The following is a 21,761-nucleotide window of genomic DNA, read 5'->3' on the forward strand; positions in this document are numbered from 1 at the left end:
GGAGAACAGCATGAAAGAAACCATCGCCGTACGCGAACGCGACCTGGGCACGCCCGCCTCGGAACTGACGGACACCGTCAATCTGACCATTGACGGCAAACTGATCGAAGTGCCGGCCGGCACCTCCGTCATGCGCGCCGCCGCCCTGGCAGGCATCAACATCCCCAAACTATGCGCCACCGACACACTGGAAGCCTTCGGTTCATGTCGCCTGTGCCTGGTCGATATCGAAGGCCGCCGCGGGCATCCGGCCTCTTGCACGACTCCTGTCGAAGAAGGCATGGTCGTACATACCGAAAACGACACCCTGCACAAGCTGCGGCGCAACGTAATGGAGCTGTACATCTCCGACCACCCGCTGGACTGCCTGACTTGCCCGGCCAACGGCAACTGCGAATTGCAGGACATGGCCGGGGTCGTGGGCCTGCGCAGCGTGCGCTACGGTTTTGACGGAGCCAACCACCTGGACGATGCTACCGACGCCTCCAATCCCTATTTCGCCTACGACTCCAGCAAATGCATTGTCTGCAACCGCTGCGTGCGCGCCTGCGAAGAAGTCCAGGGGACGTTTGCGCTGACCATAGACAAACGCGGTTTCCAGGCCCGCGTGGCCGCCGGCCAGAACGACGACTTTTTGGCCAGCGACTGCGTTTCCTGCGGTGCCTGTGTGCAATCCTGCCCAACGTCCTCGCTGATGGAAAAATCCGTCATCGAACTGGGCCAGCCCGAACACGCCGTCATCACCACCTGCGCCTACTGCGGCGTGGGCTGCGGCTTCAAGGCCGAAATGAAGGGCGACAAGGTCATACGCATGACGCCCTGGAAAGACGGCAAGGCCAACCGGGGCCACGCCTGCGTCAAGGGCCGCTTTGCCTGGGGCTACGCAACCCACCAGGACCGCATCCTGAACCCCATGATACGCAAAAGCATCAGCGATCCCTGGCAGGAAGTCTCCTGGGACGAAGCAATCGACTACGCCGCCTCCGAGTTCCGCCGTATCCAGGACCAGTACGGCCGCGACTCGGTCGGCGGCATTACTTCTTCGCGCTGCACAAACGAAGAAACCTACCTGGTGCAAAAACTGGTACGCGCCGCCTTCGGCACCAACAACGTCGATACCTGCGCGCGCGTATGCCACTCGCCGACTGGCTATGGCCTGAAGATGACGCTGGGCGAATCGGCCGGCACGCAAACCTTCGACTCTGTCATGCACACCGATGTGATCGTGGTGATCGGTGCCAACCCCAGCGCCGCCCACCCCGTGTTCGCCTCGCGCCTGAAACGACGCCTGCGCCAGGGCGCGCGGCTGATCGTGATCGATCCGCGCCAGACCGAACTGGTCAGTTCCCCGCATATCCAGGCCGATTTCCACCTACCCCTGCGTCCCGGCACCAACACGGCCCTATTGACCGCCATGGCGCACGTCATTGCTACCGAGCACCTGATTGCCGAAAGCTATGTGGCCGAGCGCTGCGACACCGCTGCGTTTGAGGAATGGCGCACTTTTGTCAGCCAGCCGGAAAATTCGCCCGAAGCCATGGCCGAGGTCTGCGGCGTGCCTGCCCAGAACATCCGCGGGGCGGCCCGCCTGTACGCCACCGGCGGCAACGGCTCGATTTACTACGGCCTGGGCGTAACCGAACACAGCCAGGGCTCCACCACCGTCATGGCGATTGCCAATCTGGCCATGGCCACTGGCAACGTCGGCCGCGAAGGCGTGGGCGTCAATCCGCTGCGCGGTCAGAACAATGTGCAGGGCTCCTGCGATATGGGCTCCTTCCCGCACGAATTCCCCGGCTACCGCCACGTCTCCGACGACACGGTGCGCCATCAGTTCGAGCAAGCCTGGGGCGTGCCTTTGCAATCCGAACCCGGTCTGCGCATCCCCAATATGTTCGACGCCGCGCTGAGCGGCAGCTTCAAGGGCTTGTACTGCCAAGGCGAGGACATCGTCCAATCCGACCCGAACACGCAACACGTCGCGGCCGCGATGGCCGCCATGGAATGCGTGGTGGTGCAGGACCTGTTCCTGAACGAAACTGCCAAATACGCGCACGTTTTCCTGCCAGGCTCGTCCTTCCTGGAAAAAGACGGCACCTTTACCAATGCCGAACGCCGCATCTCGCGCGTGCGCCAGGTCATGCAGCCCAAAGCCGGCATGGCCGACTGGGAAGTGACCTGCGCGCTGGCGCGCGCTCTGGGCTACCCCATGAACTACGAGCACCCCGGTCAGATCATGGACGAAATCGCGCACCTGACTCCGACCTTTGCTGGCGTCTCCTACGCCCGCATCGACGAGCTGGGCGGCAGCGTGCAATGGCCGTGCAACGAGCAGGCTCCCGAGGGCACGCCGACCATGCACATCGACCACTTCGTGCGCGGCAAGGGCCGCTTCATGCTGACGCAGTACGTGCCCACCGAAGAGCGCAGCAGCCGCAAATTCCCGCTGCTGCTAACCACGGGTCGCATCCTGTCGCAATACAACGTCGGGGCCCAGACGCGCCGCACCGACAACGTCACCTGGCATTCGGAAGACTTGCTGGAAATCCACCCGGTCGATGCCGAAGATCGCGGCATACGCAGCGGCGACAGAGTGTCGGTCAAGAGCCGCTCGGGCGAAACGGCGTTGCGCGCCACGGTGACCGAACGGGTGCAGCCGGGGGTGGTCTATACTACTTTCCACTTCCCGGAGTCGGGGGCCAACGTGGTCACTACGGACAATTCGGACTGGGCAACCAACTGCCCCGAGTACAAAGTGACCGCCGTGCAAATCCAGCGCGTAACGGCCGAATCCGATTGGCAGAACCGCTGGAATCGTTTCAACGATATCCAACAACGCCTGCTGCAAGGCCAGCCAACGCCGCCCGACTCCCAGCCCCTGGGCGACCACGAGCACGCCCACCACTAAGGAGCCCGCGTGAGCAAGGCGGATTTTCATCAAGCCAGCGCCACCGCCACTGTCTGGCGGCAGGCGCGCACCACCACAGGCCAAACCGGCGCGCTGCCACTGGCCGATAGCGACAGCCTGGCCTGCGAACAGGCGGTGGCCCTGGAATACAACGGCATCAGCCATGCCGCCTTGCTGTGCAGCCCTACCGACCTGGAAGACCTGGCCTACGGCTTTTCGGTGACGGAAGGCATCATCCGCGACGCCAGTGATATCCGCGCCATAGACCTGCAAGAGGACGAGCGCGGCAGCCTGCTGCAGATTGAGATTGCCAGCGCCTGCCTGCATCAGCTCAAGGCACGCCGTCGCCAACTGGCCGGACGCACCGGCTGCGGCCTGTGCGGACTGGAAAGTCTGAACGAGGTGCGCCGCCACCTGCCCACCCTGCCCGTCCCGCAGCACAGCCCGCAAGCCGATGCCATTTTTCGCGCCCTGGATGCGCTGCGCGACAGCCAGCCCCTGCATCGCCTGACCGGTGCCACCCACGCGGCGGCCTGGTGCACACTGCAAGGCCAGATCCTGGCCGTGCGCGAGGATGTGGGCCGCCACAACGCCCTGGACAAACTGCTGGGCCACCTGCTGCGCCAGGGCATCGATCCGCGTCAGGGCATGGTCTTGATTTCCAGCCGCGCCAGCTTCGAGATGGTTCAGAAAGCCGCCGCCGTCGGCATACCCTTTGTGGTGGCCGTCTCCGCTCCCACCCGCTATGCCGTGCAGATTGCCGACGAACTGGGCGTGATGCTGGCCGCCTTTGCCCGCGACCGCGCTTTCACGCTCTACAGCCACCCCCACTACCTGAATACCGCCGAATCCGTGTCGGCCACCACACCATGAACATTGCTCCCCTGATTCCCATGGCCAATCGCATCGGCCTGTTCTTCGAGGCCCTGAGCGACCGCCAGCAAGGGCTGGATGAAATCGCCGAACACATCCGCAAATTCTGGGACCCGCGCATGCGCCGCGCCCTGCTGGACTTTATCGACCAGCACCCCGACGGCAAAAGCGAAGCCGGCGAACTGACCCCTATCGTGCTCGAGGCCGTCATTCAACACCGCCAACAACTGGAGCCACGCGCCTGAAACGCTTTCCATCCGGCAATGGGCCGCCCGACGGACACGAATTTTTCGCCTACCAAAACGTCTACCCTGCCCTGCTCCTGAAGCCGAACAGCAAAAAACCCGCCGAAGCGGGTTTTTTTACGGTAGGGCCATCTTGCCCCTGCGCAACAAGGCGCGCCAAGCGCCGATATTGTGCCGACCCGACCATTTTTACGATCAGTCGGCTTCCTTGACGCGATACACCAACACCGTGTTCTTGGCCATGTTCAGCACTTTGATGGTGACGCTGCCCAACAGCAAGCGCGACAAACCACTGCGCCCGTGACTGCCGATGAAGATCAGATCGCAACCTTCCTGCTCGGCGGCCTGCACAATGCCATCGGCCACATTGAAGTTGGACACCGACTTGCCGGTGGCCTTCACGCCGGCCGTCTCGGCACGGTCCAGAATCTGCTGCAAATACTTTTTGGACTGTTCCTTGGCGGTCTTGTCGTAATCTTCGTCGGTAATGGCATACGCAGCGGCCATGCCGTCAAAGCCGACCGTGGCAGCAAAAGGCTGTGTCACATGCAAGGCCACGATTTCCGCGCCGACCTGACGGGCGAACGAAACGCCCTTGTTGGCGGCCTGGGCAGACAGGACGGAACCATCGGTAGGAATAAGAATCTTCTTGAACATGGCAATAACCCCCTTTGGATAGATACAGACAGCTTACCGTCGCGCGCTTGCGCTGGACAAGCCGGAAACAGACCTGAACTTGAGCCAGATCAGGATTCGGTGGCTGCACGAAACAAAGCAGCGCAACGATTGCCGCTGCGGCAATAGGCCAAAATAGGCTTGGGCAACTCCTGCAGCAACTCGGCGAAACGATCCACATCGGCTACCGTAATGGCACTGCCGACCACTGGCTGATAATACACGGCCAGGCCGGCCGCTTGAGCCGCCTGCATGACATCGGCCGACATGGGCTGATCTGGCCCGCCTTCCATATCGGGACGATTGATGATGACGCTCTTGAAGCCGGCATCGGCTACCGCCTGCATATCCTGTTCCGATAACTGAGGAGCCACCGCAAACTGCTCGGTCAAGGATTGGTAGGGAAGCGACATAGGAACTCCTGAAATCGGGATAAACTAAATGCGTTCAAAGGAAAAATAGTATGTCCACCCCCGGTACTGCGCAAGCCCCCCTTTCAGCCAGGCACTCCCCCGATGCCGAACCCGCCGATCTGCTGATACGCCCGGCCACGCCCGAGGACATGCATGCGGTGCAAGCCATCTACGCCTATCACGTGTTGCACAGCACGGCCACCTTCGAAGAAACTCCGCCGGATCTGGCCGAAATGCAGGCCCGCCATGCGCACATCACCGGCCAGGGACTGCCTTGGCTGGTGGCCGAGCTCGAGGGCCAGATCGTGGGCTATGCCTACGCCGGACTGTACCGCCCCCGCATCGCCTATCGCTTCACACTCGAGGACTCGATCTATCTGGCCCAAGGCCAGGTGGGCAAAGGACTGGGCAAGGCCCTGCTGGCCCGACTGTTGGCTGAATGTGAAAAAGGCCCTTGGCGGCAAATGATCGCGGTCATTGCAGGCCACGATAACCGTGGCTCCATCGGCCTGCATCGCGCCCTGGGCTTTACCCATGCCGGCACCCAAGTCGCCACGGGCTATAAGTTCCAGCAATGGATCGATGTTGTCTTTATGCAGCGCGCCCTGGGTCCTGGCAACCAGACCCACCCGGACGCAAACGCTTGAGCACACGCGTCTTTCAGGCAATGCGCAAGCTGTAGCGATCCAGCCATTGCTCCATATCGGACCCGGACAGCACCTGGTATTCGGCCAGGCGCTGCGCACCCAGTGGATCGCCCGGCACAGCCTCCAGCGCCGGGTGACACATCAGACTGTCGCCATGCCGCATCGCGGCCAGCCACGCCTGCACCAGACGGCTATAACGTGCCTGCCCGCCCTTGAAATCATAGACACCGGTAAAGCCGGTATTTAATGTCACGCCCTTGGCAACGGCCAGATGAGCCAGCGCATCCGCCCCCAAGGCCGCGATGACCCGCGCCTTGAAGCGTTCGCCCAGACTAAAACTGTTGCCCAGCCGCTGCGCCCCTGTGTAACGCAGCCAGGGCATGCGGTGTGGATAGCGACGCTGCATTTCATCGAGCAGCGCCTGACGGATCTGGGGCAACTGATGCACATGCTGATGGCCATCGATATAGTCGGGGGCCTGTCCCAGCGCCTGTTCAAAACGATCCAACTGCCGTGCAATGCTGGCCTTGATCCTGTCCGGGTCCAGCTTGTGCAGAAAACTGAGCACGATCACCCGCTTGAGCGGCATGGCATACACGCCTTCTTGAGCCCCGAACTCGGTAAAATTCAAGTGCAGGCCCTTTTGCAGACGGGTCTGACGCAACGCCGGCGCATTTTGAGCAAAGCTGGCACCGTCGACCAGGCACGAGGTCCCCGACAGGCGACCGATCTGCTCCAGCGCCAGCACGGCAGCATCCACGGCTGGTGCCATGCCGAAATCATCCGCACAAATACTGATCTGCCTTTCTTTTGCCACCGATTACTCCGACTTTCTCATGTCTCGTCAAATACTGCTGTTTATTCTGGTCGGCACCCTGGCCGCCGCCACACACTGGGGCATTGTAGTCCTCGCCGTTCAAACGCTGGCCGTACCGGCTTTACTGGCCAACTTGCTGGGTTGGCTAGTGGCCTTCGGCGTATCGTTCAGTGGGCATTACTGGATGACTTTCCGGCAGCAGCATGCGCGGCTGCTGCCCGCGCTGGGCCGCTTCTTTCTGGTGTCGGCTGCTGGCTTCGCCGTGAACGAAGCCAGCTATGCGGTGCTGCTGAAATACAGCGGCCTGCGTTACGACCTGTTGCTGGGCCTGATTCTTATTGCCCTGGCTGTACTGACGTTTCTGGCCGGCCGCCTGTGGGCTTTTCGTCGCACATGAAGGCATGATCGTCCGCATCAAAACGCCACAATGCGATGCGATGATCTTCGTACAAGCGCTGCGCACGCCCCAGCACAATACTCTGCCGCACAGTATCGGGGGCACCGATCAGCCAAAACACCTGCTGCTTATCGCGACACAACAACTCGGTCAATGCCTGACGGTCTATCAAACGGCGACTGCCACGCACCGGCTCGAACCGGGCCGCTTCAACTAACTCTTTGCGCCAGTTATCCGTACGAGCAATATCGGGATCGGACCAATTGCCCACGATGCGCGTCATACCCAGCCCCGGCACATAAAAGCCCAGGTCGTAGCGATAATCGTTCAGAAACACGACCTGATCCCCCGCTTGATATTGCGTCGCCAGCACACGCCCCAAGGCACGACTGTTGACCTGCGGATGCACTACCATCACCACCACCGCAGTCAGACACAGCAACACGCCCGCCGCCGCGCTCCAGAACGCACGGCGATCCAGGTTCCCATTTCCGTTCAAGGCACGGCGGCGGACCAGAGCATCGGCCAGAAAAAAAGCCCACGGCCCCATTGCCGGCAGGATGTAGCCCACCAACTTGGACGTAGGCAAAGAGAAAAAGATCATCACCGTCAGAAAAGCGGACAGCATCAAGCCCCGTATCGCGCCCAAGCCATCTTGGGCTCTACGCCAGCGCTGCACCAAAAATGGCGTCCAGGTCAGTGTCGCCACCGGCATCACCGCCCAGTAAAACCAGAAAGGCTGTGGATTGTTAAAGCCTTTTTCCAGAAAGCGATAAAAGTGCTGGTACAGAATGTAGTAGTCAAAAAAACCTGGATAACGAGCCTGCATCAGCCACATCCAGGGCATGGTTACCAAGGCCAACACACCCAGCCCGGTCAGGGAAAACAAACGCAGCAAAACAGAAAACTGCCGCCGCCCCACCAACCAGAACACCAGCACGCCACCGGGAATCACAATCCCGATCAGGCCCTTGGCCAGAAAGGCCAGCCCGGCCACGGCATACAGCCCCATCAAGGCCAGGCGAAAAGGACGCCCTTGCTCGATCTGCAAGGCAGCATGCGCTCCCAACAGAATGCAGCACGTAATCAACGCGGCCACCGTCATGTCCAGATTGGCATAGTGCGACGCCCCGAACAGCAGTGGACTGGTAGCCAGGATCAAGGCAATCCAGGCGGCATGCTGCCGACTGGCATGACGGCGACAAAAAGCGTGCATCGCCCCAATCAGCAAAGCCGCCATCATGGCCGGCACCAGACGCGCACCGACAAAGTTCACGCCCACAACTTTCAGGCTGGCTGCCGTCAACCAGTAATGCAGGGGGGGTTTATGGAAAAACGGCAGACCGTCCAGGCGCGGAACCAGATAGTCGCCCGTCTCCAGCATAGACAAGGCCACGCCCACGTAGCGGCCCTCGTCGGGTATCAATAAAGGATAAAAACCCAGCGTTGCGGCAAACCACAGCAAAGACAGCAAGGCAAGCGACACGCTGGACATATCGCCTAAACGCTGTAACGCCGGAGCAAGCCAACGGCCCAGACCGCGAGCGCCGCCCTGCGCGCCCAGCACTGAGGAAACAGGAACTGGATTTTCGATACTCATTTTGTAAAGCCGAACCAAAGGATTAGGCAGCCACGGCTGTGGCTGTCAGAAACGATTCAGAGTATCGGTGCGGCTTTCAAGAAGCTTCGTCTGTAGGAGGAGCAGACAGCCCCTGGCCCTGACGGCGACGTACCAAATACAAAGGTCTGTTCTTGACCTCGGCAAAGATACGCGCCACGTACTCGCCCACAATGCCCAAGGACAGCATATTGACTCCGGCAAAGAACAGCACCACCGTAATTAAGGTGGCCCAGCCCCGGACGGCGTCGCCATACAGCAAATGCTTGAAAATAATAAACAGGCCATAGCCGAACGACAGCATGGCCAACACGGCCCCCATCAGGCACAGCAGCCGCAGCGGCCAGGTGGTAAAAGCCGTCAGGCCATCGACGGCAAAACCGAGCAGCTTGCCGGGACGAAAACGACTGGTACCGTGCAAGCGATCGGCCGGCGAGTAATAAATAGGCTCGGACGGAAACCCCACCCAGGCAAACAGGCCTTTCATAAAACGGCTGCGTTCGGGCAAAACCAGCAAGGCATCCACCACGCAACGGTCCAGCAAACGGAAGTCGCCCGCATTGCGAGGCACGCGCAAACCGCTGGAGGTACGCATCAGTTTGTAGAAGATACTGGTACCGGCCCGCTTCATCCACGTCTCGTCGTCGCGGGTTTCCCGCACGGCATAGACCATATCCACGCCGCACGCCCAACGCTGCATCATGTCTGCGATCAAGGCAGGCGGATGCTGCAGATCGGCATCCATGCACACCACAATCTGTCCGCGACTGGCCTGCAACCCGGCCGTCAGTGCCGCTTCCTTGCCGAAATTGCGCGACAGCTGGATATAGACTAATTGCGGATAGGTCTGGCGCAGATGCTCCACGACCAGGGGGGTGGCGTCTGTGCTGCCGTCATCGACGAAAATGATCTCGAAATCCTGTACCAGCGAACGCAATTGCGCCACCAGAACCGGCATCAAAGCCGGCAGGTTTTCTGCTTCATTCAACCCGGGAATGACGCAAGAGAGCGTCCGGGCCTGTCTGGTTATAGTCATTAGTCCTCGTGCGGCAGCGCTGTAACAAAATAAACAATCAGCCGACAAAAAGTAATCGTATCTCGCCAGACCTGCCAAATCAATTTGGCTCCTGTGCCAGACACTTCTTTTGTCGACAGAATGCCGCACAGCACGGCCTTTCTGCCTTTACCTACACACGCCGCCGGAGCCACTGTCCTGCGCCGCACCCATACTCTGAAATCTGTATCAGTGTAAAAACACCGGTGTTGAATCGACGTTCACAACAAATATGCGCACCACATTCCAGTATGCGCCAATCCATGCTTGACCCCTGTATGCAAAGCCAATAAGATGCATTGAAAATATATCTTTAAGCAACAATTGTCATGACTACAACCGATCTTTGCTCCCGCCAGGAAATCCATGATCTGGTCTGGGATTTTTACGACCGCATCCGCATGGACGACATGCTGGGGCCGGTGTTTTCCGAGCGCATCAAAGACTGGGACACCCATCTGGGCGTCATGGAGGAGTTCTGGTCCTCCCTGCTGCTCAAGACCGACGGCTACCAGGGCAACCCGATGGGCAAGCATCTGTCGCTACAACACATACGGGCCGAACACTTCGAACAATGGCTGCGCCTGTTCAAAGAAACCTGCAACGAACGCAGTAATCAGGCCATGGCCCAACTGGCTCTGGAATACGCGCAGCGCATTGCCCGCAGTTTCTGGTTCGGCTATCAGTTCCAACACCATCCCACCCAGGTTTCCACAGACCTGACCATGCCCTGAACCATGCGCCTGACCAATCTGACCGATTACGCACTGCGTTTGCTCATGTATCTGGGCCAACACGAAGATCGACTCTGTACCATTGCCGAAATCGCGCAATACCACCAGATTTCCGAAGCCCACCTCATGAAAGTCACACATCTGCTGTCCAAAGGCGGCTGGGTGCATACCCAACGCGGCAAGAACGGCGGCATGCGCCTGTCGCGGCCAGCTCGGGACATGAACCTGGGCCAACTGGTGCGCTATACCGAAAACGATCTGGCCGTGGTGGAATGCCTGGGCAGCGGCAGCCACTGCATACTCAGCGGCCGCTGCGGATTGAGCAATATACTGAACCAGGCCCTGAGCCATTTTTTGGCCCACCTGGACGGCTTCACCCTGCAAGACATCGTGCCGCCTTCCAGCGGCAACGAACACACCATCCATTGGCCCACGGCCAAGCGTCCGGAACTCAGCAAGACCTCCTGAAAAACGCAAGCCAAACAGCGTAATGCCAGTCCGCTTAGCACTTTCGGGTATTTTTGATGCCTGTACATCGCACGCAGAAACTAAGCTGCCCGATAAAAATGGGTGATTGCAAACGCCGTTCAAAACACAGCCGCTTGGCTCAGGCGGCGGGCTCAGACCCCCATCGTATCGATCAGGCCAGCGCCGCTTCCCACACACCAAGAAAAACAATTGTGGAACTTAAGCTGACAAGCGCATGCAAAGACCCAGAAAAATGGGTTCTTCGCTAAATACCGGGGGTTTCTTCGTATTGCTTGGGCTGTTCAGGCCAAGCGTAGAGAACCTCGGGTTCTCGCCAGACCGACCCTAGCGGGCCGGCTTGGCTGGGTCCTTCGCCCGCGCTGGGCGCGGGTTCCCTGGTCAGGATACCGGGGTGGGCGGGGCGTGAACTCGCAGGGTGATTCGTCCACTGGACGAATCACAAGCGCCCTGCTCGAACAGCACGCCCCTTGCCTCCCACCCCGGCATCCTGCCTGCGGCGAAGGTCCTGACTCGCCCGCCGTCCTGCTAGGGTCGGCCTGGCGAGAACAGCATCGCAGTGCTTGGCCCAAATAGTGGAACGTCCGCGTATGCCGTACAAGCCATCCGCCCTGTCCGAGCATGCAGCGCCTTGAATGGCGTCTTCAAAAAAGCAGTTCGTCATTAACTGGGTAAATTGGCCCCCGAAATTCTTCGAAGAACCAAAAAATGCCAGTCAGCGTTTCACTGACTGGCATCAAGCTAAAAAGCCCGTCCTTTCCACTATGCCCGCTTACGGGGCCGGGATCAGATCGCACCGCAAGGTGGCGACATGCGAGCGGATGGCCTTGAGCACGTCGGCCCCAGGCACGCTATCCAAATCGGTCAGAACATAGCCAAGTTCACCCTGGGTCTGCAACTGCTGCCGCGTAATGTTCAAGCTGCGTTCGGCCAATATATTATTCAGCCCGCCCATGGCACCGGGCATATTGCGATGGACATGCAGCAAGCGGCATGCGCCCTGAATATCGTGATACGAGACTTCGGGAAAATTCACCGCGCCCTTGGTGGCACCGCTACGCAGGAAGCTGACCAGCTTTTCGGCCACCTCGCGGCCTATGTTTTCCTGGGACTCCTGCGTGCTGCCGCCGATATGCGGCGTCAGAATTACGTTGGGCATGCCGATAAGCGGACTTTTCAGCGCTTCGTCCACGCTCTTGGGCTCCACCGGGAACACGTCCAGAGCCGCACCGGCCAGATGCCCCGATACCAATGCCTGATGCAAGGCATCAATATCCACCACCGTGCCGCGCGATGCGTTGATCAGAATGGCACCCGGTTTCATTGCCGCCAAGGTATCGGCATTGATGATGTTCTGCGTGCCTTGCCCGCCCGGCACATGCAAGGTCACCACATCGGCCTCGGCCAGCATCTGCTTCAGGTTGCCATAGACGCGCGCATTGCTTAAAGGCAGCTTGGACTCCACATCGTGGTACAGCACACGCATGCCCAACGCCTCGGCCAGCGTGCCGACCTGCGACCCGATATTGCCATAACCGATTACGCCCAAGGTCTTGCCGCGGATCTCGAAAGCACCCTCGGCGTTCTTGTCCCAAAAACCCTGGTGGACACGCAGGTTTTTTTCGGGGATGCGGCGCAGCAGCAAGATCGCTTCGCCCAATACCAATTCGGCCACCGAGCGTGTGTTGGAGAACGGTGCATTGAAAACAGGCACGCCGCGATGTTCGGCATCCAGCAGATCGACCTGATTGGTGCCTATGCAAAAGCAGCCCAGCACTTTGAGCTGGTCCGCCTGCTCCAGAACACGGCTGTCGAACTGAGTGCGCGAGCGTATGCCCACAACCTGCGCCCCTTTGACGGCATCCAGCAACTCCTGGCCGGACAAAGCGCCCTTATAAGTCTGGATATCGGTAAATCCAGCCGCCTCGAAGACGTCACGGGCGCTGGGATGAATGTTCTCGAACAGGACGATGCGACTCATGATGGTTCCAGTCATTAAATAGTATCTAAATGGTACTATTTTTACGCCGGTTTCGCAGAGCATCAACAATGCCGGCATGGGCTTACGCCCCCGGACAGCAGAACGGCCCGCTAGGCGGGCCGTTCTTTAGACACGCGTCTGTCGATCAGGAGCCGAAAGGCACCGGACGGGGCGTGTTGTCCTGCGATGGCGGCAAGATAGGCAGAACGATTTCTGGCTGTTTGCCGGTCAGCGTCTTGAGGAAAGCCACGATCTGCGCGTTCTCTTGATCGCTGAAGCTGCGACCCAACTGCAAGCGCCCCATGATGTCCACCGCTTCAGTCAGCGTATTGACCGCGCCATCGTGAAAGTAAGGATAGGTCATCTCCACGTTACGCAGCGTAGGCACCTTGAAGTTGAAACGGTCGGCATCCTTGCCTGTTACGCCAGAACGGCCTTCGGCCGGATTGTCTGTCTTGTACGGTTCGACCAAGCCCATTTTCTGGAAAGATGTGCCGCCCAGATTGGGGCCGTTGTGGCAAGCCACGCAGCCGCTGGCCTTGAACAACTGATACCCGGCCAGTTCCTGATCGGTAATGGCTTTCTTGTCACCCTTGAGCCACAGATCGAAACGCGAATCAGGCGTGACCAACGTTTCTTCAAACGCAGCGATGGCCAGCGTCACTTCGTCGATCCCGAACTGCTCCTTGCCGAACACCTGCTTGAACTCTGCCTTGTACTCAGGAATTGAGCTCAAAAACTCCAGAGCCAGTTCATGGGTGAAGGCCATTTCCTTCGGGTTAGCGATGGGGCCGCCGGCCTGCTCTTTCAGGTCGCTGGCGCGACCATCCCAGAACTGCGCCATATTCAAGCTGGAGTTCAGCACAGTGGGCGAATTAATGGGACCTTCTTGCCAACGATCGCCGATGGAGGTGCGGATATTGTCCGTGCCGCCCATGCTCAGGTTGTGACAGGAGTTGCACGAAATAAAACCCGAGCGCGATAGACGAGGTTCAAAAAACAGCTTTTTACCCAGTTCAACCCGTGCCGGATCAGTGACTTTGACATCAGGAATGACCTGAACGGGTTCAGATGCGGCATGCGCAGCAGCGCCTGCAAACAGCGTGGCCGATAAGACTGAAAGAGCAAACAGGCGTACTTTCATGACGAATTCCTTATAGGGGGATAAAACTCCTACTGGACGGATTTGTACTGCTCAAGAAAACCCTTCCAGCTTTAAGGTCATCGTAAGAAAAGTTTCGGCATTACATGTTGATACATCGCAAACAAAACACCTTTCCTGCAGCACGCCGGGAACTTTCACCACGTTGGCGTGCCACGGTGCTGCTTTTACCACTTGAACGAGCAAGGCCAGCGGATATGAAAATGCGCTGCATCCGGCCAAACACCAGCATGCAGCGCATCGTCAAACTACCAATCGGCGCACGAGGCCTTCAGATCAGACGCCCAGATAACGCGTCCATAACGTCCGGTCCGCGCCCAGCGCATCCGAATCCCCCTGCCAGACCAGCTTGCCGCGCTCCAGAATAATGTGGTGATCGGCCAGCGCCATCAGCCGCTCCACGTATTTGTCGATCAGCAAAATGGTCTGCCCTTCTTCGCGCAGCACGGCCAGACAGTTCCAGATTTCTTCGCGGATCTTGGGGGCCAGACCTTCGGACGCTTCATCCAAGATCAGCAGTTTAGGGTTGGTGACCAATGCCCGGCCAATGGCCAGCATCTGCTGTTCTCCCCCCGAGAGCTGATTGCCCATATTGGCCGCCCGTTCGCGCAGGCGCGGAAAAAAGTCATACACCCGCTCGGGCGTCCAGGTCGTAGTGGCCTTGGGATTGCGCTTGCAGGCAAAGGCGGTCAGGTGTTCGGCTACCGTCAGGTTAGGAAAGCACTGCCGCCCTTCAGGCACGATGGCGATTCCGGCACGCGCAATGCGGTCTGGGTTCCAGCCCGAAATCGACTGTCCATCGAACTTTACATCGCCGCCGCGCACAGGCAACAGGCCCAAAATAGTACGCAACAAGGTAGTCTTGCCCATGCCGTTGCGCCCCAGCACGGTCACCACCTGCCCGGCCTTGATCGACAGGTCCACACCGAACAGCACCTGGCTGGCACCATAGCCACTTTGTAATTGAGTCGTTTCCAGCATGCTGCCCTACCTTGGTGTTACCGGCGTGTCGTCATCGCCCAGATAGGCTTGGCGCACGGCCTCGTTGTCGCGAATGTCGGCTGGCGTGCCGGTAGCAATGACATGTCCAGCCACCAACACGGAAATACGATCGGCCAGCCGGAATACGGCTTCCATATCGTGCTCGACCAACAGCATCGTCGCCTTGCCGCGCATGGATTCGATCAGCTCGGTCAGGCGCAAAGTCTCGTCCGGCCCCATGCCCGCCATAGGCTCGTCCAACAGCAGAACCTGGGGACGGCTGGCCAAAGCCAGGGCAAACTCCACTTTGCGCTGCTCCCCGTGCGGCAATACGCCTGCCAGCGTATGCAGCACACCGGCATCGATGGCGCACTCGACCGCCAAGGCACGGGCCTGCTCGTACAACTGCGTTTCGTCGCGGCGGGAACGCCAGAAGCGGAAACTGCTGCCGCTGCACGCCTGCAAAGCCAGCACCAGATTGTCCAGCACCGTGTAATTCTTGAAGATATTGGTAATCTGAAACGAACGCGCCAATCCAGCCGCTACGCGCTGGTTGCCCGACAGAGCCGTCACATCGCGCCCGCCCAGCAGCAATTGCCCTTCGTCGGGGTCCAGCGTCCCGGAGAGCAAGTGGATCAAGGTGGACTTTCCGGCCCCATTAGGGCCGATCAGGCCGTGTATCTCGCCTGGTTCCAGGCTCAGCGACACATCGTCGGTGGCTTTCAGCGCGCCAAAGCGCTTGACCAGACCACGCGCCTCTAAAGAAGCCGCATGGTTCTTGGCCGACGCTGCCATTGTCATCATATTCATGGCTGCTCCTTGGCCAGTCCGGCGGTTTTGGCAGGATCGACGGCCGAGCGGATACGCACCAGTCCGGCCAGCCCCTTGGGGGCGAAAAACACCACCACCAGCAACAAGATACCCAATGGCATGTGCCAGTACTCGGTCCAATTGCGCAGAATTTCTTCCAGCACCAACATCACGAATGCACCCAGCGCACCGCCATAGAGCAAGCCTATCCCACCGACCAGCACCATAATGATCAGATCCGCCGACTGGGTCCAGTTCATCAGGCTGGGCGAGACGAACAAGTTATGGTTAGCCAGCAAGGCACCGGCCAGGCCCATGACGGCACCGCTGATGGTGTATGCGGTCAGGCGAATCCGATACACCGGGTAGCCCAGGGACTGCATGCGGCTTTCATTTTCGCGCGTTCCCATCAAGGCCTGTCCGAAACGGGCATTGATCAAACGCTGAAACAGAAACAAGGCCAGAACCAGAATGGCCAGCACCAGGTAATAGAACACCAGGTCATTGCTCAGGTCCAGGCCCGGCAACTGGGACGCGTTATACAGGTTCATGCCGTCCTCGCCGCCATACTGGCGCAAGGAAATGAACAAGTAATAAATCATCTGGGCAAACGCCAGAGTGATCATGATGAAATACACGCCCCGCGTGCGCAGCGACACCGCACCAGTCAGAAAAGCCAACAAACCGGACACCAGCATGGCCGCCGGCCAGGCAATCAGGCCGCTGTCTACGCCTTCGGTGGCCAGTATGCCCACGGTATAGGCACCTGCGCCAAAGAATGCGGCATGCCCCAGCGCCACCAGCCCGCCATAACCCAGCACCAGATTCAAGGCACTGGCGGCCAGCGCATAAATAAAGATGCGCCGCACAAAAGATATATAAAACTCCATGCCGTACAGCGGGGCCAACAGCGGGAAGGCAATCAGCACTGCCAAGGCCAGGACGGTAAAAATGCGCGAAGTACTCATTGCATCAACCTCGCGCCGGGAACAAGCCCGAAGGACGGAAAACCAGAACGCCGGCCATCAGAACGTAGATCATGATGGCCGCCAGTGTCGGCCCCACGCTGGAGGCCACGTCGGCCGGAAAGACATTGCGCAGCAGCATGGGCAAAAAGGCACGACCGGCCGTATCCACCATGCCCACCAGCAAAGCTCCGACAAAAGCGCCGCGTATCGAGCCTATGCCGCCGATCACAATACACACCAGCACCAGGATCAGAATTTCTTCGCCCATACCGATCTGCACGGCCGTGATAGGTCCCAGCAAAGAACCCGCCAAGGCTGCCAGGGCCGCCCCAAGCGTGAATACGCCCAGGAACAACACCGGCACCTTGACGCCCATCAATGTCGCCATCTGACGGTTAGAGGCCCCTGCCCGCACCAGCACGCCGGCACGGGTCTTGGTGACAAAGGCATACAGCGCCAAGGCCACGATCAATCCCACCGCAATAATCATCAGGCGGAAAGCGGGATACAAAAAGTCCGGCAGCAGCTCCACAGGACCGGACAACATGGCCGGCATATTGAGCATAACGGGCGTCGGCCCCCAGATCATCTTGACCAGATCGTTGGCGATCAGGATAACCGCGTAACTGCCCAGCACCTGCGCCAGATGGTCGCGGGTGACCAGTTTGCGCATGATGAGTATTTCCAGGGCGATGCCCACCAAGGCCGTCACGCCCACCGCCACGATGATGGCGGCGGTGAACGAGCCGGTACGCTGCATGGTTTCGGCGGCCACATAGGCTCCCGCCATATAGAGGGAGCCATGGGCCAGGTTCATGATGTCCATAATGCCAAAGACCAGTGTCAGGCCGGCGGCAATCAAAAACAGCATCAAACCAAACTGCAAACCATTCAGCAATTGCTCTGTAATCAGAATGAGCGACATGCTTCTACCACCTGAATCTTATTTAAGTTTGCAGTCTTTGACGTAAACGTCCTGGTAATTATCAAACACCTTGCTGACCAGGCGGTTCACCAGACGTCCATCGGCATCTTTTTCGACCTTGCGCAGGTAATACGCCTGGATGGGGAAGTTGTTCGTGCCATAGCTGAACTTGCCGCGCACAGAATCGTAATCGGCAGCCTTCAGGGCCTTGAGGACGGCTTCGCGGTCTTTGACATTGCCATCCACCTGCTTGACGGCCGCATCGATGGCCAGGATCACGTCATACGCCTGGGCAGCGTACACGGACGGATAGCGGCCGTTATATTCCTTGCGGAACGCATCGACAAATTTCTTGTTGGCCGGCACATCCAGGTCCTGCGACCACTGGGCGGTGTTGTACATGCCCAGAATGGGGTCGCCCACCGCCGGGATAATGTCCTCGTCACCCGAAAAGGCCGGTCCAAGCAGCACGATGTCCTTGTCCAGACCGGCGGCTACGAACTGCTTGATGAAGTTGATGCCCATGGCACCGGGCAGGAAGAAAAATACGGCCTGGGGCTTGGCGGCGCGGATCTGTGCCAGCTCGGCCGCGTAGTCGATCTGGCCCAGTTTGGTGTAGATCTCGTCGCTGACCGGCTTGCCGTAGCCGCGCTTGAACCCGTTCAGGTGATCCTTGCCGGCCGGGTAATCCGGGGCCACGATGAACATCTTTTCGTAATTTCTGTCGGCCGCCACTTTACCGGCCGCTTCGTCAAACGCGTCGTTCTGATACGAAACACCGAAGAAATAGGCATTGCAACCCGCGCCGGCCAACTGGCTGGGACCGGGGTTGCTGGTCAAGTAAGGAACCTTGGCGGAAAACAGCGCCGGAGCCACGGCCAGGGCCACGTTCGAGCCGACCGGGCCGGTAAAGAAGTCGATCTTGTCGCGCTGCACAAAGCGGTTCACCAACTGGCGAGCCTGATCCGGGTTGCCGGCCATGTCTTGCTGAATAAACTCGGCGGGCTGACCGCCCAACTTGCCATCCAGCATCTTGATGGCAAGGTTAAAGCCATCGCGCACCTCTCCCCCTACGGCCGCAAATGGGCCGGACGTATCCATGGCCATGCCGACCTTAACGGTATCGGCATGGACCAGCGAACCGCCAAACGCCGTGGCCAAAGCCACCGACAATACGATACGTTTCATGTTTTCTCCTCGCGCCACAGCGCTTGTAGGCTGTCTTTATTTACGGGTATGGGCAGACCGACACCAGATACCGCCACACCAACCATTTATTTATAAATAGTTTAGTTATCAATCAATTTTGATGACAAGTTGTGGTTTTTACCTAGAATCGGCTTGCCGTCTGTCTCCTTGCCGAACGGCGCGGTTACGCCGATGCGACAGGTGGCTATGCACTATAACGACTGCAGCGGCAGCGGTTTATGCGCGTTTTCCTTGATGCCGCGCAGCAAACCGCAAGCCGCCGCTGCTACACTGGCCCTTCGCCCTTTTACCAGGAGACCTTATGCGTATTTCACATTTCCTGTGCCGGCTGCTGGCCGGCGGCGCCTTGCTCGTTCCCTTGCTGGCTACTGCCCAGTCCGACGCGCCGGTGTATCTGGCCGATCTGGCCTCTACCAACAAGCACGTGGCCGACCAGTATCGCGCCCTGATGCGCGATGTCGCCAAACGGGCCAGTTGGGTCAACCAATACGGCACGGCTTCGCCGGCCGAGACGGTGTCGGTAGACGGGCGCAACTATCACTTGTTCCGGGCCTGCAAACCGCACAATTGCCCAAGCGAAAGCTATGTGGTGCTGTTGGACGCTCAAAAGCAAACCCTGGCCCACGGTGCCTTCGTGGAAAACAAAACGTCCGGCCCTGGCCTGGCCAGCAGCCGCGTGCAGTGGCTGGGCGAACCCGACACCGATCTGGCACGCCACATGGCGGCCTGGCTGTTCTAGCAACGACAATGACCGCGGCCAAGCCGTCTGCGGCGGCTTGGCAACGCCATACCGGGCCGGTACACAACATTCAGTCACAATGTGTTAGCTTAGGAAAAAATGGCGCGTGATCGCCTTTGTCCTTCAGCCATCTCGCATAGAAGAATGGATCATGCCGACACTGCAATCGCCTTCCCAAGGCGCAGCATTCGACGCCTTGCACGCTGTGGCAATAGGCCAGGCCAGATGGGACGAGGTCATGGGCTTTGCCAAAGAACTGGTGGGAGCCGATTCAGCCACCATGCTCTGGCACAGCAAAAAAGCCCACGGACTGGCCCACACCGAAACAGCCGATATCCCCGCGCACACCCTGCAACTGTACGGCGACCATTTCCACAAATATGACCCTATCGCCCTGCGCCATTGGGGATCGCCGCCCGGCACCCGTTTTTCCTGTGGCCTGGAACTGGACAAACAGGACAGCATCAGCCGCAGCTTCTGGAACGACTTCATGCAGCCCTGCCGCATCCAGGAGATCCACGGCTGTATCCTGACCAACGAAGAGCAATGGATTACCGCCATCAGCTTTCAGCGCAGCCGCCTGTACAAACCCAGCCGAGAAACGCTGCGAACCGAACAGGCCTTTATGGCTCTGGCGGCCCAAGCCCTGCAAGAACAGCAACGGCGCAACATTGACGAGCTATCGCACCTGGGGCAGTTGCTAGGCCCGCGCCAAAACCTGTGGATGATTCTGAACAGCCGGGGCGAACTGCTCAGCAATGTGCACGCCCTGTTCCAGGAACTGGATCACGACCATAGCCTGCAACTGGTAGACAACCACCTGCGCCACCAAGACCCGCGCTGGAACCAGCGTCTGCTGGACGCCTTGCAGGACTGCCAGCAAACCCATCGTCCACTGCAATTGCACCTGCCCGATAACTGGGGACGCTCCTATCGCCTGTATCTGGGTCCGGCTGATACGCGATACAGTCAGGGCCTGCAAAATACCTTGCAGTTGCGCCTGGAATGCCGTCATATTTTCCATCTGCCCAGCGCCGAGCTGATTGCCGAGTTTTTTTCCCTGACTCCTACCGAAGCCCAGCTGTGCCACTGCCTGGCAAGCGGCATGACCCTCAAGGATGTCGCCCTTGTGCTGGGCATGGCATCGGAGACGGCCCGCAAGCATCTGGCCTCGGTCATGAAAAAAACCGGCTGCCACCGCCAGCCCGAACTGCTGCGCCTGATCACTTCTTTATAGATGCCGCTTGACCTTGCCCTGATGGGAAGGCTTACGCTGTTTCTATTGTTCCTACTACCCGGAGTCCTGCCATGTCCACTTTTTCCGTCCCTGACATGACCTGCGGCCACTGCGTGCGCAGCATCACCGAAGCCATCCACGCCGTCGCCCCACACGCCAGCGTCAAGACCGACCTGGATCTGCACCAAGTCACCATCGAAGGGCTGGACGCGGACCAAGCCCTGAAAACACTGGAAGACGCCGGCTACACACCCAGCAAACTGTAAGACCGCACCGGCCCTCCACAGGGCCGGCCGCTTTGTTTCGCGCCTACAATGCCTCCAGTTTCTGATTGACCACGGAGCGCATTGATGACTTCCCGACTTATCCCCCAGCCGCTGACCCCCGCCGACTTTGCCCCCTATGGCACCATGTTGGGCAAGGGGCTGGCACACGCCCCCACCGAAGCGGCCTTCAGCAATGCCGCCACCGATTTCTGGCGCGAACACCTTTTTGAGACCGGTGCGGGCGGCGACACAGAAGTGCTCTGGGTCAATTACCGCATCCAGGACCCGCACATCGCCGCCCTGGAGCAACACCTGCTGACGCAACAGGCGTTGGTACCGCTGACCGGCGAAATCATCCACGTCGTGGCTGCCAGCACCGCGCAGGGCGGGCCCGACCTGACTACCCTGAAAGCCTTTATCATCAAGCCCGGCCAGGGCGTATGCATGCAGCCGGGCTGCTGGCACAGCAGTCGCGTGCGCCGTGGTCAAGTCAGTTGCCTGATGCTGACACGCCGCTCGACCACCTTGGATCTGGTTGCCCATATGAGGGATGGAAACGTGGCCACCGAAAGCGAAATCCAACCCATCGACGCAGTTTCACTGGACCTGTAGCGCG

At 59.3% G+C, this 21,761-nt stretch carries 23 protein-coding genes; 11 read left to right on the forward strand and 12 right to left on the reverse strand.

The window, feature by feature from the left end; all coding sequences use genetic code 11:
- Positions 1-10: 10 nt before the first annotated feature.
- Genes fdhF through AADW57_RS14710 form a run of 3 tightly spaced genes read left to right on the forward strand, consistent with a single transcriptional unit; the run spans position 11 to position 4,026 of the window.
- Entirely contained in the window at positions 11-2,908 is a 2,898-nt protein-coding gene (fdhF, locus tag AADW57_RS14700; RefSeq protein ID WP_341667636.1) for a formate dehydrogenase subunit alpha, read from the forward strand.
- 9 nt (positions 2,909-2,917) lie between these two features.
- Positions 2,918-3,781: a formate dehydrogenase accessory sulfurtransferase FdhD gene (gene fdhD, locus AADW57_RS14705; protein WP_341667637.1), complete on the forward strand. Its 864-nt coding sequence runs from the start codon at positions 2,918-2,920 to the stop codon at positions 3,779-3,781.
- Positions 3,778-4,026, forward strand: a complete 249-nt coding sequence (locus tag AADW57_RS14710; RefSeq protein WP_341667638.1) for a formate dehydrogenase subunit delta — start codon at positions 3,778-3,780, stop codon at positions 4,024-4,026. The genes fdhD and AADW57_RS14710 overlap by 4 nt, the downstream gene beginning before the upstream one ends.
- 195 nt (positions 4,027-4,221) lie before the next feature.
- On the opposite strand, the gene AADW57_RS14715 is transcribed toward AADW57_RS14710, so the two are convergent.
- Together AADW57_RS14715 and AADW57_RS14720 are read right to left on the reverse strand one after the other, a co-directional pair.
- The gene (locus AADW57_RS14715) at positions 4,222-4,683 is read right to left on the reverse strand and encodes a universal stress protein (protein ID WP_341667639.1); all 462 of its coding nucleotides are present in this window, start codon (positions 4,681-4,683) and stop codon (positions 4,222-4,224) included.
- An 89-nt stretch (positions 4,684-4,772) separates the two neighbouring features.
- A complete protein-coding gene (locus AADW57_RS14720; RefSeq protein ID WP_341667640.1) occupies positions 4,773-5,114 on the reverse strand; it encodes a TIGR01244 family sulfur transferase in 342 nt (113 codons plus the stop codon).
- Between the two features lie 50 nt (positions 5,115-5,164).
- Here AADW57_RS14720 and AADW57_RS14725 point away from each other — a divergent pair, with 50 nt between their 5' ends.
- Complete coding sequence (locus AADW57_RS14725; protein ID WP_341667641.1) at positions 5,165-5,761, forward strand: GNAT family N-acetyltransferase; 597 nt, start codon at positions 5,165-5,167, stop codon at positions 5,759-5,761.
- 13 nt (positions 5,762-5,774) lie between these two features.
- On the opposite strand, the gene AADW57_RS14730 is transcribed toward AADW57_RS14725, so the two are convergent.
- A complete protein-coding gene (locus AADW57_RS14730; RefSeq protein ID WP_341667642.1) occupies positions 5,775-6,578 on the reverse strand; it encodes a ChbG/HpnK family deacetylase in 804 nt (267 codons plus the stop codon).
- A 19-nt stretch (positions 6,579-6,597) separates the two neighbouring features.
- Here AADW57_RS14730 and AADW57_RS14735 point away from each other — a divergent pair, with 19 nt between their 5' ends.
- Positions 6,598-6,975: a GtrA family protein gene (locus AADW57_RS14735; RefSeq protein ID WP_341667643.1), complete on the forward strand. Its 378-nt coding sequence runs from the start codon at positions 6,598-6,600 to the stop codon at positions 6,973-6,975.
- Here AADW57_RS14735 and AADW57_RS14740 read toward each other — a convergent pair.
- Together AADW57_RS14740 and AADW57_RS14745 are read right to left on the reverse strand one after the other, a co-directional pair.
- Positions 6,914-8,575, reverse strand: coding sequence for an ArnT family glycosyltransferase (locus AADW57_RS14740; protein WP_341667644.1), 1,662 nt, complete (start codon positions 8,573-8,575; stop codon positions 6,914-6,916). The genes AADW57_RS14735 and AADW57_RS14740 overlap by 62 nt on opposite strands.
- A 76-nt stretch (positions 8,576-8,651) precedes the next feature.
- Complete coding sequence (locus tag AADW57_RS14745) at positions 8,652-9,629, reverse strand: glycosyltransferase family 2 protein (protein ID WP_341667645.1); 978 nt, start codon at positions 9,627-9,629, stop codon at positions 8,652-8,654.
- 347 nt (positions 9,630-9,976) lie between these two features.
- Between AADW57_RS14745 and AADW57_RS14750 the strand changes: the two genes are divergently transcribed.
- Both AADW57_RS14750 and AADW57_RS14755 read left to right on the forward strand, forming a co-directional pair.
- Positions 9,977-10,381 carry a group III truncated hemoglobin gene (locus AADW57_RS14750; protein WP_341667646.1) on the forward strand — a complete coding sequence of 135 codons (405 nt, stop codon included), beginning with the start codon at positions 9,977-9,979 and terminating at the stop codon, positions 10,379-10,381.
- 3 nt (positions 10,382-10,384) lie between these two features.
- Positions 10,385-10,849, forward strand: a complete 465-nt coding sequence (locus AADW57_RS14755; protein WP_341667647.1) for an RrF2 family transcriptional regulator — start codon at positions 10,385-10,387, stop codon at positions 10,847-10,849.
- 790 nt (positions 10,850-11,639) lie between these two features.
- On the opposite strand, the gene serA is transcribed toward AADW57_RS14755, so the two are convergent.
- The 7 genes from serA to AADW57_RS14790 form a co-directional block, all read right to left on the reverse strand.
- Complete coding sequence (gene serA, locus AADW57_RS14760) at positions 11,640-12,848, reverse strand: phosphoglycerate dehydrogenase (RefSeq protein ID WP_341667648.1); 1,209 nt, start codon at positions 12,846-12,848, stop codon at positions 11,640-11,642.
- Positions 12,849-12,993: 145 nt separating this feature from the next.
- Complete coding sequence (locus AADW57_RS14765) at positions 12,994-13,992, reverse strand: cytochrome-c peroxidase (RefSeq protein WP_341667649.1); 999 nt, start codon at positions 13,990-13,992, stop codon at positions 12,994-12,996.
- Positions 13,993-14,286: 294 nt separating this feature from the next.
- Positions 14,287-14,991 carry an ABC transporter ATP-binding protein gene (locus AADW57_RS14770; RefSeq protein ID WP_341667650.1) on the reverse strand — a complete coding sequence of 235 codons (705 nt, stop codon included), beginning with the start codon at positions 14,989-14,991 and terminating at the stop codon, positions 14,287-14,289.
- Between the two features lie 6 nt (positions 14,992-14,997).
- On the reverse strand, positions 14,998-15,795 hold the full coding sequence (locus AADW57_RS14775) for an ABC transporter ATP-binding protein (protein WP_341669710.1): 798 nt from the start codon (positions 15,793-15,795) through the stop codon (positions 14,998-15,000).
- A 2-nt stretch (positions 15,796-15,797) separates the two neighbouring features.
- Positions 15,798-16,769 (reverse strand): branched-chain amino acid ABC transporter permease, encoded by a 972-nt coding sequence (locus tag AADW57_RS14780; protein WP_341667651.1) that lies wholly within the window; start codon positions 16,767-16,769, stop codon positions 15,798-15,800.
- Positions 16,770-16,773: 4 nt separating this feature from the next.
- Complete coding sequence (locus tag AADW57_RS14785; RefSeq protein WP_341667652.1) at positions 16,774-17,694, reverse strand: branched-chain amino acid ABC transporter permease; 921 nt, start codon at positions 17,692-17,694, stop codon at positions 16,774-16,776.
- An 18-nt stretch (positions 17,695-17,712) separates the two neighbouring features.
- A complete protein-coding gene (locus tag AADW57_RS14790) occupies positions 17,713-18,882 on the reverse strand; it encodes an ABC transporter substrate-binding protein (protein ID WP_341667653.1) in 1,170 nt (389 codons plus the stop codon).
- Between the two features lie 322 nt (positions 18,883-19,204).
- Between AADW57_RS14790 and AADW57_RS14795 the strand changes: the two genes are divergently transcribed.
- The 4 genes from AADW57_RS14795 to AADW57_RS14810 all read left to right on the forward strand — a co-directional run bounded on the left by AADW57_RS14795 (position 19,205) and on the right by AADW57_RS14810 (position 21,757).
- Positions 19,205-19,642, forward strand: coding sequence for an Ivy family c-type lysozyme inhibitor (locus AADW57_RS14795; protein WP_341667654.1), 438 nt, complete (start codon positions 19,205-19,207; stop codon positions 19,640-19,642).
- A 151-nt stretch (positions 19,643-19,793) separates the two neighbouring features.
- Positions 19,794-20,879: a helix-turn-helix transcriptional regulator gene (locus tag AADW57_RS14800; RefSeq protein ID WP_341667655.1), complete on the forward strand. Its 1,086-nt coding sequence runs from the start codon at positions 19,794-19,796 to the stop codon at positions 20,877-20,879.
- A 71-nt stretch (positions 20,880-20,950) separates the two neighbouring features.
- Positions 20,951-21,145 carry a heavy-metal-associated domain-containing protein gene (locus tag AADW57_RS14805; RefSeq protein ID WP_341667656.1) on the forward strand — a complete coding sequence of 65 codons (195 nt, stop codon included), beginning with the start codon at positions 20,951-20,953 and terminating at the stop codon, positions 21,143-21,145.
- Between the two features lie 84 nt (positions 21,146-21,229).
- Positions 21,230-21,757 (forward strand): ureidoglycolate lyase, encoded by a 528-nt coding sequence (locus tag AADW57_RS14810; protein WP_341667657.1) that lies wholly within the window; start codon positions 21,230-21,232, stop codon positions 21,755-21,757.
- Positions 21,758-21,761 lie beyond the last annotated feature (4 nt).

The sequence above is a fragment of the Alcaligenes sp. SDU_A2 genome (assembly GCF_038237375.1).
GTDB lineage: Bacteria > Pseudomonadota > Gammaproteobacteria > Burkholderiales > Burkholderiaceae_B > Alcaligenes.

Bases quoted from the DNA above. Each gene is read 5' to 3' on its own strand.
- fdhF (WP_341667636.1), top strand. From the start codon at position 11: ATGAAAGAAACCATCGCCGTACGCGAACGCGACCTGGGCACGCCCGCC.
- AADW57_RS14710 (WP_341667638.1), top strand. From the start codon at position 3,778: ATGAACATTGCTCCCCTGATTCCCATGGCCAATCGCATCGGCCTGTTC.
- AADW57_RS14715 (WP_341667639.1), bottom strand. From the start codon at position 4,683: ATGTTCAAGAAGATTCTTATTCCTACCGATGGTTCCGTCCTGTCTGCC.
- AADW57_RS14720 (WP_341667640.1), bottom strand. From the start codon at position 5,114: ATGTCGCTTCCCTACCAATCCTTGACCGAGCAGTTTGCGGTGGCTCCT.
- AADW57_RS14725 (WP_341667641.1), top strand. From the start codon at position 5,165: ATGTCCACCCCCGGTACTGCGCAAGCCCCCCTTTCAGCCAGGCACTCC.
- AADW57_RS14735 (WP_341667643.1), top strand. From the start codon at position 6,598: ATGTCTCGTCAAATACTGCTGTTTATTCTGGTCGGCACCCTGGCCGCC.
- AADW57_RS14740 (WP_341667644.1), bottom strand. From the start codon at position 8,575: ATGAGTATCGAAAATCCAGTTCCTGTTTCCTCAGTGCTGGGCGCGCAG.
- AADW57_RS14745 (WP_341667645.1), bottom strand. From the start codon at position 9,629: ATGACTATAACCAGACAGGCCCGGACGCTCTCTTGCGTCATTCCCGGG.
- AADW57_RS14750 (WP_341667646.1), top strand. From the start codon at position 9,977: ATGACTACAACCGATCTTTGCTCCCGCCAGGAAATCCATGATCTGGTC.
- AADW57_RS14755 (WP_341667647.1), top strand. From the start codon at position 10,385: ATGCGCCTGACCAATCTGACCGATTACGCACTGCGTTTGCTCATGTAT.
- serA (WP_341667648.1), bottom strand. From the start codon at position 12,848: ATGAGTCGCATCGTCCTGTTCGAGAACATTCATCCCAGCGCCCGTGAC.
- AADW57_RS14765 (WP_341667649.1), bottom strand. From the start codon at position 13,992: ATGAAAGTACGCCTGTTTGCTCTTTCAGTCTTATCGGCCACGCTGTTT.
- AADW57_RS14770 (WP_341667650.1), bottom strand. From the start codon at position 14,991: ATGCTGGAAACGACTCAATTACAAAGTGGCTATGGTGCCAGCCAGGTG.
- AADW57_RS14775 (WP_341669710.1), bottom strand. From the start codon at position 15,795: ATGATGACAATGGCAGCGTCGGCCAAGAACCATGCGGCTTCTTTAGAG.
- AADW57_RS14780 (WP_341667651.1), bottom strand. From the start codon at position 16,769: ATGAGTACTTCGCGCATTTTTACCGTCCTGGCCTTGGCAGTGCTGATT.
- AADW57_RS14785 (WP_341667652.1), bottom strand. From the start codon at position 17,694: ATGTCGCTCATTCTGATTACAGAGCAATTGCTGAATGGTTTGCAGTTT.
- AADW57_RS14790 (WP_341667653.1), bottom strand. From the start codon at position 18,882: ATGAAACGTATCGTATTGTCGGTGGCTTTGGCCACGGCGTTTGGCGGT.
- AADW57_RS14795 (WP_341667654.1), top strand. From the start codon at position 19,205: ATGCGTATTTCACATTTCCTGTGCCGGCTGCTGGCCGGCGGCGCCTTG.
- AADW57_RS14800 (WP_341667655.1), top strand. From the start codon at position 19,794: ATGCCGACACTGCAATCGCCTTCCCAAGGCGCAGCATTCGACGCCTTG.
- AADW57_RS14805 (WP_341667656.1), top strand. From the start codon at position 20,951: ATGTCCACTTTTTCCGTCCCTGACATGACCTGCGGCCACTGCGTGCGC.
- AADW57_RS14810 (WP_341667657.1), top strand. From the start codon at position 21,230: ATGACTTCCCGACTTATCCCCCAGCCGCTGACCCCCGCCGACTTTGCC.